Source organism: Nostoc sp. C117 (assembly GCF_043099735.1).
Lineage (GTDB): Bacteria > Cyanobacteriota > Cyanobacteriia > Cyanobacteriales > Nostocaceae > Nostoc.
The window spans coordinates 3,415,249-3,432,176 of record NZ_CP170991.1; the positions used below are offsets into that span (position 1 = coordinate 3,415,249).

General features: G+C 39.3%; 12 protein-coding genes. 6 read left to right on the forward strand and 6 right to left on the reverse strand.

Annotation, left to right across the window (positions count from 1 at the left end; translation table 11 throughout):
* Nucleotides 1–840 precede the first annotated feature (840 nt).
* Nucleotides 841–2,616: a sensor histidine kinase gene (locus ACFG4S_RS14885; RefSeq protein WP_392535521.1), complete on the forward strand. Its 1,776-nt coding sequence runs from the start codon at nucleotides 841–843 to the stop codon at nucleotides 2,614–2,616.
* 156 nt (nucleotides 2,617–2,772) lie between these two features.
* Here the strand turns inward: ACFG4S_RS14885 and ACFG4S_RS14890 are convergent, their stop codons facing one another.
* The 4 genes from ACFG4S_RS14890 to ACFG4S_RS14905 all read right to left on the reverse strand — a co-directional run bounded on the left by ACFG4S_RS14890 (nucleotide 2,773) and on the right by ACFG4S_RS14905 (nucleotide 6,386).
* Nucleotides 2,773–4,272, reverse strand: coding sequence for a hypothetical protein (locus ACFG4S_RS14890; RefSeq protein ID WP_392535522.1), 1,500 nt, complete (start codon nucleotides 4,270–4,272; stop codon nucleotides 2,773–2,775).
* A 115-nt stretch (nucleotides 4,273–4,387) separates the two neighbouring features.
* Entirely contained in the window at nucleotides 4,388–5,161 is a 774-nt protein-coding gene (locus ACFG4S_RS14895) for a TIGR03943 family putative permease subunit (RefSeq protein WP_392535523.1), read from the reverse strand.
* Nucleotides 5,154–5,294, reverse strand: a complete 141-nt coding sequence (locus ACFG4S_RS14900; RefSeq protein ID WP_392535524.1) for a hypothetical protein — start codon at nucleotides 5,292–5,294, stop codon at nucleotides 5,154–5,156. The genes ACFG4S_RS14895 and ACFG4S_RS14900 overlap by 8 nt, the downstream gene beginning before the upstream one ends.
* 39 nt (nucleotides 5,295–5,333) lie before the next feature.
* Nucleotides 5,334–6,386, reverse strand: a complete 1,053-nt coding sequence (locus tag ACFG4S_RS14905; RefSeq protein ID WP_392535525.1) for a permease — start codon at nucleotides 6,384–6,386, stop codon at nucleotides 5,334–5,336.
* An 814-nt stretch (nucleotides 6,387–7,200) separates the two neighbouring features.
* On the opposite strand from ACFG4S_RS14905, the gene ACFG4S_RS14910 reads away from it, so the two are divergent.
* On the forward strand, nucleotides 7,201–8,559 hold the full coding sequence (locus ACFG4S_RS14910) for an ATP-binding protein (protein ID WP_392535526.1): 1,359 nt from the start codon (nucleotides 7,201–7,203) through the stop codon (nucleotides 8,557–8,559).
* A gap of 116 nt (nucleotides 8,560–8,675) precedes the next feature.
* Here ACFG4S_RS14910 and mnmA read toward each other — a convergent pair whose 3' ends face one another.
* On the reverse strand, nucleotides 8,676–9,731 hold the full coding sequence (gene mnmA / locus ACFG4S_RS14915) for a tRNA 2-thiouridine(34) synthase MnmA (RefSeq protein ID WP_392535527.1): 1,056 nt from the start codon (nucleotides 9,729–9,731) through the stop codon (nucleotides 8,676–8,678).
* Nucleotides 9,732–10,173: 442 nt separating this feature from the next.
* Between mnmA and ACFG4S_RS14920 the strand changes: the two genes are divergently transcribed.
* From ACFG4S_RS14920 to ACFG4S_RS14935, 4 genes are all read left to right on the forward strand, one after another.
* Entirely contained in the window at nucleotides 10,174–10,905 is a 732-nt protein-coding gene (locus ACFG4S_RS14920) for a hypothetical protein (protein WP_392535528.1), read from the forward strand.
* 162 nt (nucleotides 10,906–11,067) lie between these two features.
* Nucleotides 11,068–12,684, forward strand: a complete 1,617-nt coding sequence (locus ACFG4S_RS14925; protein ID WP_392535529.1) for an NAD(P)H-hydrate dehydratase — start codon at nucleotides 11,068–11,070, stop codon at nucleotides 12,682–12,684.
* A gap of 287 nt (nucleotides 12,685–12,971) precedes the next feature.
* Nucleotides 12,972–13,838, forward strand: a complete 867-nt coding sequence (locus ACFG4S_RS14930; RefSeq protein ID WP_392535530.1) for a DUF2382 domain-containing protein — start codon at nucleotides 12,972–12,974, stop codon at nucleotides 13,836–13,838.
* A gap of 588 nt (nucleotides 13,839–14,426) precedes the next feature.
* Nucleotides 14,427–15,365 carry a DUF2382 domain-containing protein gene (locus ACFG4S_RS14935; protein WP_392535531.1) on the forward strand — a complete coding sequence of 313 codons (939 nt, stop codon included), beginning with the start codon at nucleotides 14,427–14,429 and terminating at the stop codon, nucleotides 15,363–15,365.
* Nucleotides 15,366–15,721: 356 nt separating this feature from the next.
* Here ACFG4S_RS14935 and ACFG4S_RS14940 read toward each other — a convergent pair whose 3' ends face one another.
* The gene (locus ACFG4S_RS14940) at nucleotides 15,722–16,906 is read right to left on the reverse strand and encodes an MFS transporter (protein ID WP_392535532.1); all 1,185 of its coding nucleotides are present in this window, start codon (nucleotides 16,904–16,906) and stop codon (nucleotides 15,722–15,724) included.
* Nucleotides 16,907–16,928 lie beyond the last annotated feature (22 nt).

A 16,928-nucleotide genomic window follows, 5' to 3' on the forward strand; every position in this document is an offset into this window, starting at 1 on the left:
TGGTACTATAGACAGATTGTGTATACAAAATACACATAAACTTCATTACTAAGCTGTTGCGCTTATAAGTTGCACTTTTTGGACGCCGTAACCCTTCATATATCGAGAATGCTTTGGAAAAGTAAAGGTCCAACAGCTTATAACCCTGAAACTACACTAGTCAATACGCTACCAGAGGAACTAAAAGACTAGTCTAAATATTTTCCCAGCACTGGTTTGCAGTATGTACTCATCTATTGGGTAACTTTTTTGGGAATTTTATGGCTGTTAAAGTCTAATTTATCATTATTTTCTGATAATCAGGAAAATTCTTAAATAGATTAAGGATTTTCCTGATTGTTTTTTTTTTCTGTTTCAGGTTAATTTATAAAAGATTGCAAAATTAATGTTTTATTACATATATTTTATAATATGAATTCTTTTCAACAAGCTTTTCTAAGACTGGCTCCAAAATTCACTAACTTAAGTCTTGTATAAAATACAATTGCTTCTCAAGTAATCGTTCACGGGATAGAGATAACTTTTTAACTAAAAAAGCCGTGAATTAAAAATTTCACTAACTCTATTTATATAATTTCATACTTGTTCTCTTTTAGAAACGTATTTTATTATGACCTCTTCAATGTATATAGTAGTCATCCTCAATAAGTTTTTAAATTACTTATTGAAGTAGGGGATAGGTATAGAAAATAAGGGTTAAAAATGCACTTGATTTTTTCGTAGATTCAATATGACCGCTATATTAGAAAATTCTCATCTTCATAAACTTCACTCTTTTAGTCCGCAGTCATTAGTAACCTTAGTCGATCAATCATAAAAATTTTCTAGGAGATATATATTATGTATGACTTACAAAATTTTACTTTGAAAAATATGTCAGAATGTGGTTTAGCTCTCCGTAATTTAGGCAAAAAAGCTAACAGTATGGAAGAAGCTAGTAATGATATTGTCCAATATCTTTATAATAATTTAATCGATCTAAACTCTGGTGAAAAATCCTGTGCGCTTGTCCGTTTTTTCAAAACTCATTCCTACGGAAAGCTAACACCAAAATTACAAGAGTATACACATAGTCTATTAGAAAATCATTTACTAGAAGATAATCTAAAGTGTTTAACTTTACTGGCAACTGCTGGACAACTACCAGAATGGAACTCACGGCATAAATCTGAGGGACACAAGGTAATTCCTCTCTTTAGCAAAGAGATGATTGCTCGCATACCGATGATTTTTCAACTTATCCAGCAATTAGGACTAAATCTTGATATTGTAGTACGACCAGACCCAAATTTACTAACTGATTTAGAACAGCGGATGTATAACGTCTTTTATGTTCCTGATGCCTTGGGTAGTCCTTATATTCCTTCACAAACATCATTTGTAATTCCTTATAATATCAAGTCTGTAGTTGGCTTTGGAGGATTATTACCTTCAGGTAACATATTTGTACTTCTTATGTTTTTAAAAGTTGTAGTTCCTCGGATAAGCGTAAATTTATTCCGTCCGATAGCATTAAACGTCAAGACGACAATATTACCTTTTGACAATGAAAAAGTTTTCATTGATTGCGAGCAATCTATTGTAGATCAGACGATTGTAAGGAAAACAGATGATGAAATATTTCAACATCTCAACTCACAAATTGCAACACTAACTCAGTTATTAGATGTCTCTGAGCAATCTAGCATAAGTCAATCAGATCGTCTTGAACAAACAAATATCTACCTTCAGCAAACTTTAAAAGAGCTTCAATCAACTCAAATTCAACTAGTCCAGAATGAAAAAATGTCTAGTTTAGGAAAACTCGTTGCTGGTATTGCTCATGAAATTAACAACCCTGTTAACTTTATTTATGGTAATATCAGCTATGCTAAAGAATGTACTCATTCCATGCTAGAAATAATCCAAAAATATCAAGATTATTATCCCAATCCTCCGCAGGAAATTAAAAAAATAATCCAAGAGAAGGAATTAGACTTCCTGACTCAGGATCTTACAAAAGCTTTCAATTCTATGACAGTGGGAACAAAACGAATTACTGAAATTGTTAACTCATTGCGAAATTTTTCGCGTTTAGATGAGGCAGAAATTAAACAAGTCGATATTCATCAAGGTATCGATAGTACTTTAACTATTTTAAAATACTACTTAGAAGCTGGAGCTAAACATCTAGAAATTAAAGTTATTAAAGAATATAGTGACTTACCTTTAATAGAATGCTATCCTGCGGAACTAAATCAAGTTTTTATGAATCTCCTTACTAATGCTATTGATGCATTACAAGATAGTAGGAAATCATGGTTCATAGGTAATAATCAACTAGAAAAACCCAATTACTTATTACCAACAATTCGTATTCGCACTGAGGTAATTGATGGAGAATGGGTAGTAATAACCTTTGCTGATAATGCTTCTGGAATGAGTGAGAAAGTGCGTACAAGATTATTTGACCCTTTTTTTACTACTAAACCTGTGGGTAAAGGCACTGGTTTAGGTCTATCGATCAGTTATCAGATCATAGTTGAAAAACATAGTGGACAAATTGGCTGTATTTCCGTTCCAGGAGAAGGGACAGAATTTGTAATTAAAATTCCTGTCAAGACTAAAAATAGGTAGAAGCATCAAGCCTGTTATTTGTCGTCGCTGGCACTTAGTTCTTAAAATGTGACAAATATCCTACGGTTATTACTACTCACAATTACAAATTACGTAGCTCGCTTCTGGCCATTTGCGTACTATATTGTAGAGACGGTAGTATTACAAATTATTCTCTCAAGGTAGCCAGCGGGGATGAAATCCAGCTAAGGGGAGTTGTTCTGGTTTAATTTCGACAGTTGTAGCATCAGCTATGGGCAAGAGAGGCATTAACCAAAGGCTGCTGGTAGCGATCGCATCTCCATCATCAGTTTTCAAAGTGTTTTTAGGTAATGATGTCGGAGGGTTTTTCTGCGGTACTACTTGGTCAAATAATAAGCCCAAACCGTCAGCAGATAAACTCATTTGCACATTTCGCTGATCTGGAGGTAGTACTAGCAGTGGTTTTTGTTGTCCGGTTTTCAGGTCAATTGCCACTACATAGGGTTGTTCTATATATTGTTCCTTAGATACTAACTGTGTCAATAAGCAATAGAGGGTGGGTGAGGCGATGTCAAATTGGCAGCTGACAATTGAACCTGTTGTTTTTACTAGTTGTTTCTGTACGCCTTGGTTTGTGACTAAAAACAAATCTCGCGTATAATCTGTATTAAACTTTACCATTGCTGCTTGAGAACCATCTTTGGAGAAAGCCTGTACTAAGCCAAACTGTGGTAGAAAATCTAAGGGTTTACTGGCATCTCCTTGTAGCGGTAAAATTGCTGCTCCCTGTCCTTGGGCAACTGCCACGGCTTTACTATCTGGCGTAATCATAAAGTCCCCTCCTGGCTGGCTTTTCAAGCGTTTAGGGGTAGGTTTTTCTCCCGAACTGTCAGTAGTTGTTGGCATAAACCATAGTCCAAAATCGCCGGGATTGGCTTTGTTTCCCCGTTGGATAACAATGGTTTGCCCATCAGGTGATAGATCAAATTTCAGGTTTTGATAATCTTTGCTATCTAAAATCAGGTCAACTCTACCTGGTGATTCTACTTTTTGTCCAGATTTACTAGAAACGCCTGTTGTAACTGTGTAGAGTTGAGCTGAAAGTAAGTCTTCGTTATTGCTCGCACGAGCGGAAAATAAAATTTTCTCCCCATCTGGAAATGACTCAAAGTCCATTGCTACTAGGTCTTTGGGAGTAAGTACCCTTTTTTGTTCTTGAGTTAAGTTGTAAAGAACTAACCGTCCTTGCTCTTCTTTCTCGGTTCCTATGTAAAGAATGACGCGATCGCGTGTGCGGAAGCTACCCACAAAGGGCTGGATTGTCCGATTTTTGCCTTCTTGCTCAGCAAACTTATCTTTTGCTGCCTGTAACTGCACTTTATAATTTGTGCCATAGGGTGCTGGGGTGAGCAGTGTATAAACCATTCGCCGCCCTGCCCAACTAAATTTACCTGCTAGAGGCGGCTCGATTTTTAAGTTATCCTCTACGCTTTTGGTAACCATTGGGCGACTAAAGGTGAGGCCAAAGGAGTTATCTTCTGCACCAATTTGCTGATTTTGCCAGGTAAAATCTCGAACACGAGCTCTCACCACATCACCTTGCAATATCATCAATCCAATCAACACAGTCAACAGTAGCATCAGTGCGATCGCGATGCGATCCAGTGGTTGAATAAATGCTTTTGATTTAGTCATTGGTTATTGGGCATTGGGCACTTGTACTGAGTTTCGACTACGCTCTACTTCCGCAAGGCGGAAGTAGCCGAAGTATTGGGCATTGGTCGTTAGTCATCAATAAAATGACAAATAACTAATAAGTATAAGGATTCTGGGGTTGAGGAATCTTTTTAAGGGAGGTTGCAGAAATAGTCAGTTGGCGTTTATTTGAGATATTTTCTGTTACCATTTTTCCTTCTACTTCCAGCCAGGTATCAGCCGAATAAGGCTCTTGATTATTTGGGAGTTTAACGGGTAATCCCACAGGATAAGCATCTGCTGCACAGCAAGTTAAGACAAATCGTGCTAAAAACAAATATTCTTTTCCCAAATCTGATGGGTGGATGACAAATCCCTGGACTTTGACTTTTTGTCCTGTATATGAATCTGGTTCTGGATAGACATTTAGAGTTCGTACCCAGTCTACAAGCGATCGCTCTTCTGGATGAACAGTTACCCGAAAGGCTTGGGGTTTAACCCTTGTGGTTCCTAATAAATCAGCTGTCACACCCCTTTGCAGTGCTTTGTCACTAGCAAAAACTTGCGGTGTAAAAATGAAACCCAAAATTGCTGCAATCAATAATAATGTACTGCCCCAACCAGGGGGAAAGAAACTCATATGCTGGGTGTTTGGCATGACATCACGGCGGCGCTGCTGCCAAAGTTCCTGCATTTTGAACAAACCAATAATAATGAAGCTGACACCACACACAATCACCCACGAGAAATAATTTGGATGAATTAATAGGTTCAGCTTGTTAGTTAGCCAATATCTCAACATTAAAATGCCCCAAGCTGTGATTGCTAGGGCATCCAGCCAAGGGAATAAAAGAATTGGGATTTTCGGTTTGGGATTTCTGTTAGCCATTAGTTATTGGGCATTGGGCATTGGGGAAAATAGTTTCGTTAGCGGTAGCGGGGCGTTTAGCCCGTTCTAAGGAAATAAGTGAGATTAGCCACTCAGTAGGGGCTAAACGACTCACAGCACTTGTGAAGGGCATTGGAGATTAGCAAAGGATGAAGGACAAATGACAAATTTTTTAAAAGACATGCAAGTTCAAGAAAAGGGTAAACAAAAATGTTAATTGTGCTGCTAAAGCAAATAAGTAAAAGATAGTTTTTGGCTTAAAAATAGTTAACATCAAACCAACACCTTTGATGTCAATCATTGGCCCAAACACTAGAAATGCTAGTAACGAGCCACTGCTAAAAGTCGAAGCAAAAGACAGGGCAAAGAAAGAATCGACTGTAGAACAAATTGACACTATTACTGCTAATATCAACATGACCACAATTGAGCTAATAGGCCCAGCACCCAAACTGAGGAACATTTCACGAGGAGCTAGGACTTGAATCGCAGCAGCAACCGCACTTCCTAAAACCATTACTCCGCCTAATTCCCGCAATTCTTGAATGCTATTATCTACCACTAAACGCAGTTTATCTGCAAGAGGTTTACTAGTAGTAGAAATGATCGTGGGTGGTACTAAATTAGGATCGATCCGTATAGGTAAACCTGCTTTTGCTCCTAAGATATAAGTCCCGGATTGCAAGATATTTGGTACTGGTGCTTCCTGTTCTACTTGGTAGCGTTTCCCACGGCGTTTGGTTTCAGACCGTGCGGGGGGATTAAACTTCATATACCGAGCGATCGCAGGTTGGACTATGGGATTTAAGTCCTTTTGAAAACTGAAAACATAGCCAATAATTGTGGCGATTAATAGGGAAAATACGACCCGTAATACTACTATTTCTGGCTGATCGCGAAAGGCTGTCCAAGTTGCCCAGATGACAACTGGGTTAATTGTTGGTGCTGCTAGCAAAAAACCAATTGCTACTGGTGTGGGTACTCCTTGAATTAGGAACCGCCTTGCTACAGGTACATTCCCGCACTCACACACTGGAAATAAAAAGCCGATCATACTGCCAACTAAAGCACCCAACAGCGGATTTTTGGGCATTTTTTCTACTAATTTGCTCTCATCAACAAAAAATAGCAGCAAACTGGAGAATAAAACCCCAAGAAGCAAAAAAGGCATCGCCTCGACTAGCAGACTTAGAAATAGCGTAAAACCATTGTTGAGTTGATTCATGGGCGTCGCTGTCAAAAGCGGTTTTGAGTTTTATAGTTCTGCTTAGTCGCTGTGGGGGTAATTCGTAATGACGCTCTGTACGAGACGCTAAAAGCGTAGCTTGCAACTCTTACAGAGTACGCGGACTCGCTAACGTAATTCATAATTACCTGTTCACAAGGGTTTCAGACATTTAGTAATGCGTGGCTTATTTACGCCGTGCTGTACTAGTCATTTTATCGAAATAGGGATCAAAAGCAGTTCCAGAAAATTAAACATCATTATAAATAACAAGTTGTCCTACGGTTGCGAGTGCCGTTTAAGCGCTACAATCCTTTAATTCAGGGGAAACAGTGATATTTACCTGAGTGCATTTACTGACGATGACCATTTCTAAGATTGTCTGAGTTCAGAAATTGTTCCGATACCAGTGGGCAAGTAGCTGCATAGATGATTTTGAATTTCCCTATGTTTATACTTACAGTAATTTTCTGAATAAAATATTAACTACGCCATATTTTCATCAAGGATTTACAGTTATTCAACATTTGGGGATCGCTGTTAGTTGTTACGATAATTGATTATGGCTAGTTTTGGCAAAATTTGATTTGAGCTTTGGTTCACAGCAGGGAGTGGGGAGACAAGGGGACAAGGAGAAAAAGTTGCAACGCCGTTTTTCTCCTTGTCCCCCATTGTCTGAACTTCCCCGCGTCCCTGCGTCGTTTTTTGTCCAATGCTCAACATAGATACTTATACCGAAACTGCATTTAAAGAATGACAGAGGCTAAAATATTAGCTTATTGTTGACCTGTCTTTGTCAAAATCAGGGTGTATAGTGCCAGAAGAATTCAGTTTTCAAATCTCACCGCCATTTTTGTCTCTTGGTAGCGATCGCGATATCAGTTTAGATTCAACCCTCCAAGAACTACCAATGTACAACTTCCCAGTGGAAATTAACTGCACTGCGATGGAAGTGGCTAATTTTTTGGAAAAGTATCCCCTGCTACCGGGAGTAATTTTGGTAGAACAGGGAAAGTTTGTGGGTATGATTTCGCGGCGGCGACTGTTAGAAATTTTAATTCGCCCCTATGGACAAGAGTTGTTTGTTCAGCAACCATTAGGGGTTCTCTACGGCTATGCACGGACACCGATTTTGCTGCTTGCTGAGACGACATTGATTTTAATGGCAATGCAACTTAGTTTAAAGCGATCGCCGGAATTATTATCAGAACCGATTGTAGTGCAAACGGCATCTGGCGATTATAGATTATTGGATGTGCAAGAATTAAATGTTATTTCTTGGCAAATTCGCGGAATCAATAATTTTGTCCGATATGAACGCAGCCAAGCCCAAATGATCCAAAATGATAAAATGGCAAGTTTAGGGCGTTTAGTAGATGGGGTAGTACACGAAATTTTAGATCCTGTGGGTTTTATTTGGGGTAACATAACTTATGTCTCAACCTACAGCCAAGACTTACTTAAGTTAATAGAGGCTTACGATCGAGAGTTACCATCAGCTTCTCAGACAATTAACCAAATCAAAGAAGAGATTGAATTTGATTTTTTAGAACAAGATTTGTTGCGATCGCTTTCTAGTATCCGCAATGGAGCAGAAAGATTAAAAAAACTTGTTACCAGCTTACAAAACTTCTGCCATATCGATGAACTTTATCCCAAGCCTGTAGATTTACACGCGTGTATAGATAACCTTATTTTATTAATTAATAGCCGAATTCAAGGAGAAATTCAAATCGTCAAAAGCTATGGACAATTGCCACCAGTGTATTGCTTTATGGGGCAGTTAAACCAGGTTTTGATGAATATTTTAAGCGAAGCTGTAGATACTTTACTCAATGAAGCAGTGCGACAGCAGTTGCATCTAGAAGATACAAAAACTGTTCAAAAACCCCGGATTGAGATTACCACAGAAGTTATTTCACAGAAACCGACTACCTCAAATATACTAGATTCTCGCTGGATTCTAATTCGGATTGCTGATAATGGTCCGGGAATATCTCCAGAGTTGCAACAGCAAATTATCGAGTCTTTTTGTCTGGAGACAAAAAATAGTAAAGAAACTAGTTTAGGAGTAAGCTATCGAATTATAACCGTGAGACATGGTGGTAAATTCAATTTTCGTTCCCAGATTGGTGTAGGCACTGAATTTGAAATTTTATTACCCTTGGTGTAGCAATATGTATTTATGAAAAACTCTATCTACAAGGGAATGGGGCATGGGAAAGAAGTTACCAATGCCCTCATAGACCTTATAGAGACGTTGCATTGCAATGTCTTCTACGACAGCCACTAGCTAAACTGTTCGATGATTCCACCACCTAATACTTTTTCGCCGTCATACCACACAGCTGCTTGTCCGGGTGTGATACTGAATTGAGGTTCATCAAACATCAAACGTACACGAGAGTTTTCTAAGGGAATCACCGTCACTGGTGTAGGTGTAGAACGATAGCGAATTTGCACTTCGGCATGAATTGGGCTAGATGGTTCAGAGATAGACACCCAATTGACTCGGCCTACAGTACATTCTGGCTCAGTTACCTTGGTGCGATCGCCAACAACTACTCGATTATTTACCGCATCTAATTCAATCACATACAAAGGTTCAGGAGCAGCAATTCCCAAGCCTTTACGCTGTCCAATTGTATAGTGATGAATGCCATCATGCTGTCCCAAAACTTTCCCTGCGGTATCGACAATATCGCCTGTTTTGGGGGCAAGATATTTATCAAGGAATGCGCGCATGGAACCGTTACTTTCCACTAAGCACAAATCTTGACTTTCTGGCTTATCAGCAGTTTTTAAACCGTATTCAGTGGCGATGCGACGGGTGTCAGTTTTTTCCAGTTCGCCCAAAGGAAATATAGTTGCCCCTAGTAAATCTTGAGACAAATCATAGAGAAAATAAGATTGGTCTTTGTTGCGATCGACAGCCCGTAATAACTGATAACGCTCAGTGGCTTCGTCATAGTTAATTCGGGCATAATGACCAGTGGCAATGCGATCGCATCCCAGTTGTTCGCGGGCATACTGCACCATTGGTCCAAACTTCACTGTTTTATTGCACTGAGAACAAGGCAAAGGCGTGATCCCAGCACTGTAACCAGTCACCAAGAAATCGACAATATTTGTTTGAAAGACATCCCGAATATCTACAACTTCATGGGGAATGCCCAGTTGTTCACAGATATCAGCCGCGTCAATCATACCCTCAGAGCAACATTGACCTTTGCCTTTCATTAGCCAAAGAGTCAAACCAATTACTTCATAACCCTGATGGTGCAGGATAGCAGCGGCGGTGGAACTGTCAACACCACCAGAAAGACCAACGACGACTTTTTTCATACAAACACAACATGGTAGCTGCGTGGCTGTCCAATTGTAGCACACACTCTTTCAAAGCCTTGCCAGCAAAGCACTTCAGTTTATCAGTAACTAGATACATCGCTGGACTGCCTTGAAAGAGGATCTAGGTTGGGTTTTGAGTGCATAAGTCCTAGATAATTGTTGCTCATTTACTCATCTAAGATTAGTTACAAATGTATTGTTTAGAACTTAAATGAGGTAACTTAACACTAACGCTATATAGTTCCTACAACAGCGAACTAATTAGTTCCTGACAGAAATTGCCTAAAAATATTTAGATTACTTTCTAACTACTATGTCCAGTGGAATACCAAATCAATTTATTCGATTTCAGATCTTGTCTTTGTTAATGGGAGGATGTTTTCTGCTGATTGCTGACTGTATCCCAGTACAAGCACAAATCTCAAAGAAGAACCTGCTATTGGCTCAACAAGAAGTTGAAACTTTACCGCCAGTTCCCTTTGATCAAGAATCACCGCAGTTACCACCGGCAGAACCAGGACAGACTTTTCAACCCGAGCAAAATTTTCAGCCTACTCAACCAGCACAGACTTTTCAACCTGAGCAGAACTTTCAGCCCACTCAACCATCACAGTATACTCAATATAACCAAAACTTTGAACGCTATTTAGTTTACGTTGATGGCAGTGATTTGCAGACGCTACAAGCAATACGCCGGCTTGAACCTAGTGCTTACATTCGAGAATACCAAGGACGTAATGTAATTCAATCAGGAGTTTTTAGTAGAGTATCTAACGCCCAACAACGGGTGAATGAACTACAATCACGAGGTATTTATAATGCCCGAATCATCAGCTTTGCTAACGGACAGGAAATAACCTCTTTTAATGGAGGTAATAGAAATTTAATCGGCGATCGCAGTAATGGAAATGTTCCCAGACAAGTATCTAGATATTATGTAGCCATTCCCACCACTTCCGAAAAGTTACCAGGAATCGCCCAACAAATCAGAGATAATTTAGCCCGATTCAGCCAAGATTTAGGACGATCTGGCGGAGTCCTCGAAAGGACACAACCACGAGGACCACACGTAGCAGTCGGGCCTTTCGCTGACCGATTACAAGCAGAAGAATGGAATAAATATCTGCGACATCTAGGATACGGTGATGCTAGAGTTTATTACGGAAAGTGAATGAGTGCTGTACATGGATAGCGAGGCGTTTAGCCTGTGCTGAGTGCTGAGTAAAAAATTAAGAGTAAAAAGTTTGGAGTTGCGAGTTTGAAGTAATATAAAACTCACAACTCCTAATTCCTAACTTTTCACTCAGCACTCATAACTCAGCACTCAGCAGTGATGCAAGATAGACAAGAACAAATTTCGCAAGTGGTAGTAACTGCTGAGCAAATGCGCGATATTGAAGCGCGGCTCTTTGCAGCAGGAATGCCTGTAGTCGCTTTGATGGAAAAGGTGGCGGGATTAATTGCCCATCGCATTCAAGATATTTACTCGCACCCTAGACAAGGGAAAGAAAAGGACACGGCGAAAAGACGCGGGGACGCGGAGAGTTCTTTCCCCGCGCCTTTTCCTCGTGTCGGCATTCTTGTCGGTCCCGGTCATAATGGGGGAGATGCTTTAGTCATAGCCCGTGAATTACATTTTCGGGGATATGAAATTTCCATTTATTCTCCTTTCTCTAAGCTCAAAGAATTAACTTCTCAGCACTTGCAGTATGCCCAGAGTTTGGGCATCCCAATTTATCAAGAAATTGAACAATTACTAGATTCTGATTTGTTGATTGATGGGTTGTTTGGATTTGGTTTAGAAAAAAACCTTACCGATCGCATTGCTTCAGCAATTAATCAGCTAAACGATTTGTCTGTGCCGATTTTCAGTATTGATTTACCTTCGGGGTTGCACACTGACACGGGCGAAGTCTTGGGAACTGCGATTCGCGCCACTTATACATTTTGCCTGGGTTTATGGAAGTTAGCTTTCTTGCAAGATCGGGCGCTAGAGTATGTTGGCAAAGCTGAGTTAATCGATTTTGATATTCCTTTGGCTGATGTGCAAGCTGTTCTGGGAAATGCACCCAGGATTAAACGCATTACACCAGCAACGGCACTTTCTACTTTATCTCTACCCCGTCCAGCAGTTACCCACAAGTACAAAGAAGGACATTTACTGCTGATTTGTGGTTCGCGGCGCTATGCTGGTGGAGCAATTTTAACTGGTTTGGGTGCAAGGGCTAGTGGTGTGGGAATGCTTTCTGTTGCTGTACCGGAATCGCTGAAATCTCTTTTGGTGTCACATTTGCCAGAAGCGTTGATTGTTGGTTGTCCAGAGACGGAAAGTGGAGCCATCGCCTACCTCGAACTACCTGCAAAAATCGATCTGAGTTCTTTTAATGCGATCGCTTGTGGTCCCGGTTTAACAACAGACGCCACTCCAATTGTCCAAAAGGTCATTGAAAGCGATCGACCTTTGCTTCTCGATGCCGATGGTTTAAATATACTCGCCCAAATGGGAACCATCCCCACTTTACAAAAACGCCAAGCAGTAACTTTACTCACACCCCACACAGGTGAATTTCAGCGATTGTTTCCCCATATCGCTGATGCCAAAGGCGATCGGATAAAAGCAGTACGAGAAGCAGCAGCCCAAAGTGGGGCAATAATTTTGTTAAAAGGCGCAAGAACTGCCGTAGCCAACCCGCAAAATGAAGTTTGGATTGTTCCAGAAAGTACACCTGCCTTGGCACGTGGCGGTAGCGGTGACGTGTTAACAGGATTGTTGGGTGGATTATTAGCACAAGCCGCTACTAAACAGATTCCTATAGAAGATATTGCTGCAACTGCTGCTTGGTGGCATTCCCAAGCGGGTATTTTAGCAGCCCAAGAGCGTACTGAATTGGGTGTAGATGCATTTACATTGACACAATATTTAATGACAATTTTAAGTATTTATCACTAAGATAAGACAAAAGAAAAAGAATATAGCAATCTTCAATCATTCGTGAACGCCGACTTCTCATTATAAATCGGCGTTCTCATACTTTAGTTATATTTCTATTGATTATCAACAGGCAAAGTTAATTTTTATCTCTGCCTGTCTTCTTGTTTTTTTAATTCAGAAACTATATATAACTTTCGATAATTGACTCTTCAGAAAGTTACTTCGACAGAAAGAGGTAAACAATTAAAGAAATGTCTAAATTATTAATAACGAGATCGAAAAGAAAATTTTTGAGGTTAAATATAATGGTTCTTTACAAATTAGATGATTTTGATCCTAACTACCAAGAGAGTTTTGAAGGTCATGATATTAAGGGACTAGGGGTCTATACACAAGGAACTGACGAAAAGATTGGTACTGTTAGCGATGTTTTAGTTGATGAAGAAGGTCATTTACGATATCTAGTTGTTGACTTAGGCTTCTGGATTTTTGGTAAAAAAGTATTACTACCAATTGGTCGTGGACGTATTGACTATAATACTAGTCGCGTTTACACAGTTGGCTTGACTAGAGAGCAAGCAGAAGATTTACCTGAGTTCAATGAACGTCAATCCCTTGACTACGACTATGAAGAACGAGTTCGTGGTGTTTATCGTGGCTCAGGAGAATATACCCCTCCTGTAGAAGCATCAGCACCATTAGACACAAATTATCCTACTCCTACTTACAATCGTGATAGCTATACATACGAACACGAGCCTTCTTTATACGCCTTAAATGAACAAGATAATTCAACTTTAAAATTGTATGAAGAACGACTAATCGCCACTAAACAACGCCGCAAAACTGGAGAAGTATCAATTGGTAAACGTGTTGAAACTGAGACAGCAACAGTTTCAGTTCCAGTGGAAAAAGAGCGAGTTGTGATTGAGCGTGTAACACCTACCAATGCGGGTACGCCAGTTTCTGCAAGCGAAGCAAACTTCCGTGAAGGTGAAGTTGCTCGCATAGAACTCCATGAAGAAACTCCTGAAATTCGTAAAGAGGCATTTTTGCGGGAAGAAGTAAGAGTTAAAAAAGTGGTAGATCAAGACACTGTTGAAGCTCAAGAAACTCTGCGTCGTGAAGAATTAGAAGTGAATGCTCCTAATCTTCCTGTTGAAGATCTGTAAGTAACTAACTAATTAGTAATACTCGTGTCCAGCGAGAAGCTAGCTACGTAATTCGTAATTCGTAATTTTTGGCTTAATAACATACCAAGCTATAAAATTGGTAGTTTCTAATTCCTTGGGTAAAAATTTCCAAGTAATTATATATACGAATTACGAATTATTTTATATAAATCCGAAATGATTTGTCAGAAAATTCACTCCAATATAGCGCTTCTCGGTTGAGTCCAATACAGACCTAACCCCTTCAAGATTCAAAGCCTCTCTCCTAAAAAGCTACGGTGTACACACAAATCGAATTACCCCCCTTAATCCCTCCTTGTAAAGGGGGGAAACCGGAAAATCTAGTTCCCTCCCCAATACATACGGGGAGGGTTAGGGCGGGGTAAAACCCAGATTCATCAGGTATTTCAGACTTGTGTGTACACCGTAGCCTAAAAGGAGAGAGGTTTGGAGAGAGGTCAGGCGAGAACCGCTATATTTTTGGGGGGGGTTACAGGGGGATAACAACTATCTCAAATTCTGACGAATGATTTATGACTGCAATTTTTAAATAAACATAAATAGAAAGCAGTTGATAAATTTTGCATTATGAATAGCCAACTGATGACAAAAAAGATTGGGCAAGCAAACTTGAATAATCGCACTAACACCTTACTAGCAAATTTGAAAAATAAGGTGAATAATTTTGTTGTGTTTGATAGTCAAGGTGAGCTAGTAGGGAAGGTTGAGGATTTAATTGTCGATCCTAATCATCGGCTAACCTTAGTTATATCTAACCAAGTGCATCAAGAAGTTGTAGAATCTGGTCAGCAGTTAGCCGAGAAACATACTTCTTTATTTCAAGTGCAGAGCCAGAGAATAAAAAAAATCGACAACCCGACTAAATCTGTTTTCATAGACCTGGAACAATCAGAAATAGATTATATGCCTGAATATTTAGAAACAGAAACACCGGGCGAGGACTACGACGGGCTACGCTCACGCAACCTCTCAGAATTATCAGAAAATTCAACTAAAAAACTAGCTGATAGTCAACCCAAAAATAACTCTATTAAGCCAGAAAATTTAGAAGATGTTAGTGAAGAAAAGATTATTCGTTTACTAGAAGAACGATTAGTTATTGAAAATAGCAAGCGAAAAATTGGTGAAGTAATTGTTCGCAAGGAAATTGAAACTCGGATGGTACAAGTGCCTGTCCGTTATGAGAAGTTAATTGTAGAACAAGTTAGCCCAGAATACAAACAACTTGCAGAAATTGATTTAAGTCAAGGTGAAATTTCTGGGCTAGATTTGACTGAAGTAAAAAGAGTTGAACTTCAACATTTCGACAGCGCTTTAACAGTAAGTGGTGAATTTAATTCACCTAAGATTGCTAGTTTATTATTAAATGCGATCGCCCTAGAGCAAAATAACGCCTGTAAGCACGTGCAAGTAACGATTGCTGTTGAGGATGAATCACATCAGAAACAATACCAAGAATGGTTTGACCGTTGTTCTAAAGGTCAGCAACCAAAGTCTGAAAAATAAGTTTCTAGCAGATAAATTTAGTAGGGTGAGCATTGCACACCCTATTTTTTTTGGGGTATGTCTTCAACAATAGGACAGATTTCAATACTTGTCGGTTAAGGGGAAAAGGGCAAAGGGAAAAGAAAAAACCTTTAACCTTTACCCTTTAACCTTTTCCCCAAACCCAATTCCGAGTTAAAAATGCAAAACCCGAGTAGTATTGGGACAGATTTATTCGCTGTCGTGTGTTGTTGTTAAGCATACAGTGAAAGAATAGCTTTTATACCAATTTAATGTGAAGTTGCAGATATCTCTATCCCCCTATAAAGAATTGGTATTACAATTAAAAACATTATGCTATTTTGGGAAAATACGAATTACGAATTAACTTGAGGCATGTATCTTTTGCGAGTAACTATTGCCAAAAACAATACTAAAAAAGTAAATATTCCTGCCAAATATAATGGATAACCATAGGTATTGGGGTTAGATTGATGAATTAGCATTCCGGCAATTACAGGACCAATACCATTGGAGATACTTAAATAAGATGCGTTCAATCCCATTGCAGTTCCTTGATCCTCTGGTTTAGTATTGAGAGAAATTAGCGTACTAATCATAGGTTGAACTAAAGAATTGAAGATTGAAAAGAGTATACTAACTCCCGTAAAGTAAACAATACTAGGAAATACTGGCATTAATACAAATGACAAACTTCGGAAAAATAAACCTAAAAATAATATACTAACTACATTAAATTTTCGACTGAGAATTGAAACTCCCCAAGTTTGCATGATTACGCCTAACACTCCAAAGACTAAAAATAGCAACGTCAAAGACTTGCTATTTTGACCCAAAACATTGATGTAATAGGGCTGAAAGGCATAAGTAAAAATAGTAAAAGTTGTGCCAATAAAAAAGTTGATAATTAGAAGTATATTAACTTTCGGCATAGTCAGACCTTTAATTAAATTTCCTAAACCTAAGTCAAAGATATTTTGTGCTTTTTTAGCTTTGTTTGGCAGAGTTTCTGGTAATAAGAAGATTGTAATTAAGAGAGCTACGAATGCCACTGCTCCGGAAACGATAAATCCAAATCCCAAAGAAATCTGCTGTGCCAACAAGCTGGTAACTGGGCCTAGTACAAAGCCTAACCCTAATGCTGCTCCATAAATTCCAAAGCCCTGGGCACGCTTTTCGGGAATGGTAATATCTGAAATAATTGCCTGAGCTACGGAAGCATTTCCGCCTGTGATTCCATCTAAGAGGCGAGCTAGAAAGAGAATACCTGCTGTTGTTGCTGTTCCAGCGATCGAGTTAGCGATCGCAGTTCCGGCTAAACTAACGATCAATAGAGGTTTGCGTCCAAAGCGATCGGAGAGTTTCCCAATCACTGGAGTCGCAAAAAACTGAGCTATGGAGTAAATCGAAAATAACAAACTCGTCTGAAAATCGCTAAGACCAAATTGTTTGCCATAAAGGTAGATAATGGGAATTAAAACTGTAAAACTCAGGGAATTAATAAAAGCAATTAAAGCCGTAATCCAGAAATTTCGATTCATCACAACCTGGTTGTTACTTTGC

Excerpts from the sequence above, each read along its gene's own strand:
- ACFG4S_RS14930 (WP_392535530.1), top strand. The coding sequence starts at position 12,972 with ATGGTTCTTTACAAATTAGATGATTTTGATCCTAACTACCAAGAGAGT.
- ACFG4S_RS14935 (WP_392535531.1), top strand. The coding sequence starts at position 14,427 with ATGAATAGCCAACTGATGACAAAAAAGATTGGGCAAGCAAACTTGAAT.
- ACFG4S_RS14940 (WP_392535532.1), bottom strand. The coding sequence starts at position 16,906 with ATGAATCGAAATTTCTGGATTACGGCTTTAATTGCTTTTATTAATTCC.
- ACFG4S_RS14900 (WP_392535524.1), bottom strand. The coding sequence starts at position 5,294 with ATGCCCTTCACAAGTGCTGTGAGTCGTTTAGCCCCTACTGAGTGGCTA.
- mnmA (WP_392535527.1), bottom strand. The coding sequence starts at position 9,731 with ATGAAAAAAGTCGTCGTTGGTCTTTCTGGTGGTGTTGACAGTTCCACC.
- ACFG4S_RS14905 (WP_392535525.1), bottom strand. The coding sequence starts at position 6,386 with ATGAATCAACTCAACAATGGTTTTACGCTATTTCTAAGTCTGCTAGTC.
- ACFG4S_RS14890 (WP_392535522.1), bottom strand. The coding sequence starts at position 4,272 with ATGACTAAATCAAAAGCATTTATTCAACCACTGGATCGCATCGCGATC.
- ACFG4S_RS14885 (WP_392535521.1), top strand. The coding sequence starts at position 841 with ATGTATGACTTACAAAATTTTACTTTGAAAAATATGTCAGAATGTGGT.
- ACFG4S_RS14925 (WP_392535529.1), top strand. The coding sequence starts at position 11,068 with ATGCAAGATAGACAAGAACAAATTTCGCAAGTGGTAGTAACTGCTGAG.
- ACFG4S_RS14895 (WP_392535523.1), bottom strand. The coding sequence starts at position 5,161 with ATGGCTAACAGAAATCCCAAACCGAAAATCCCAATTCTTTTATTCCCT.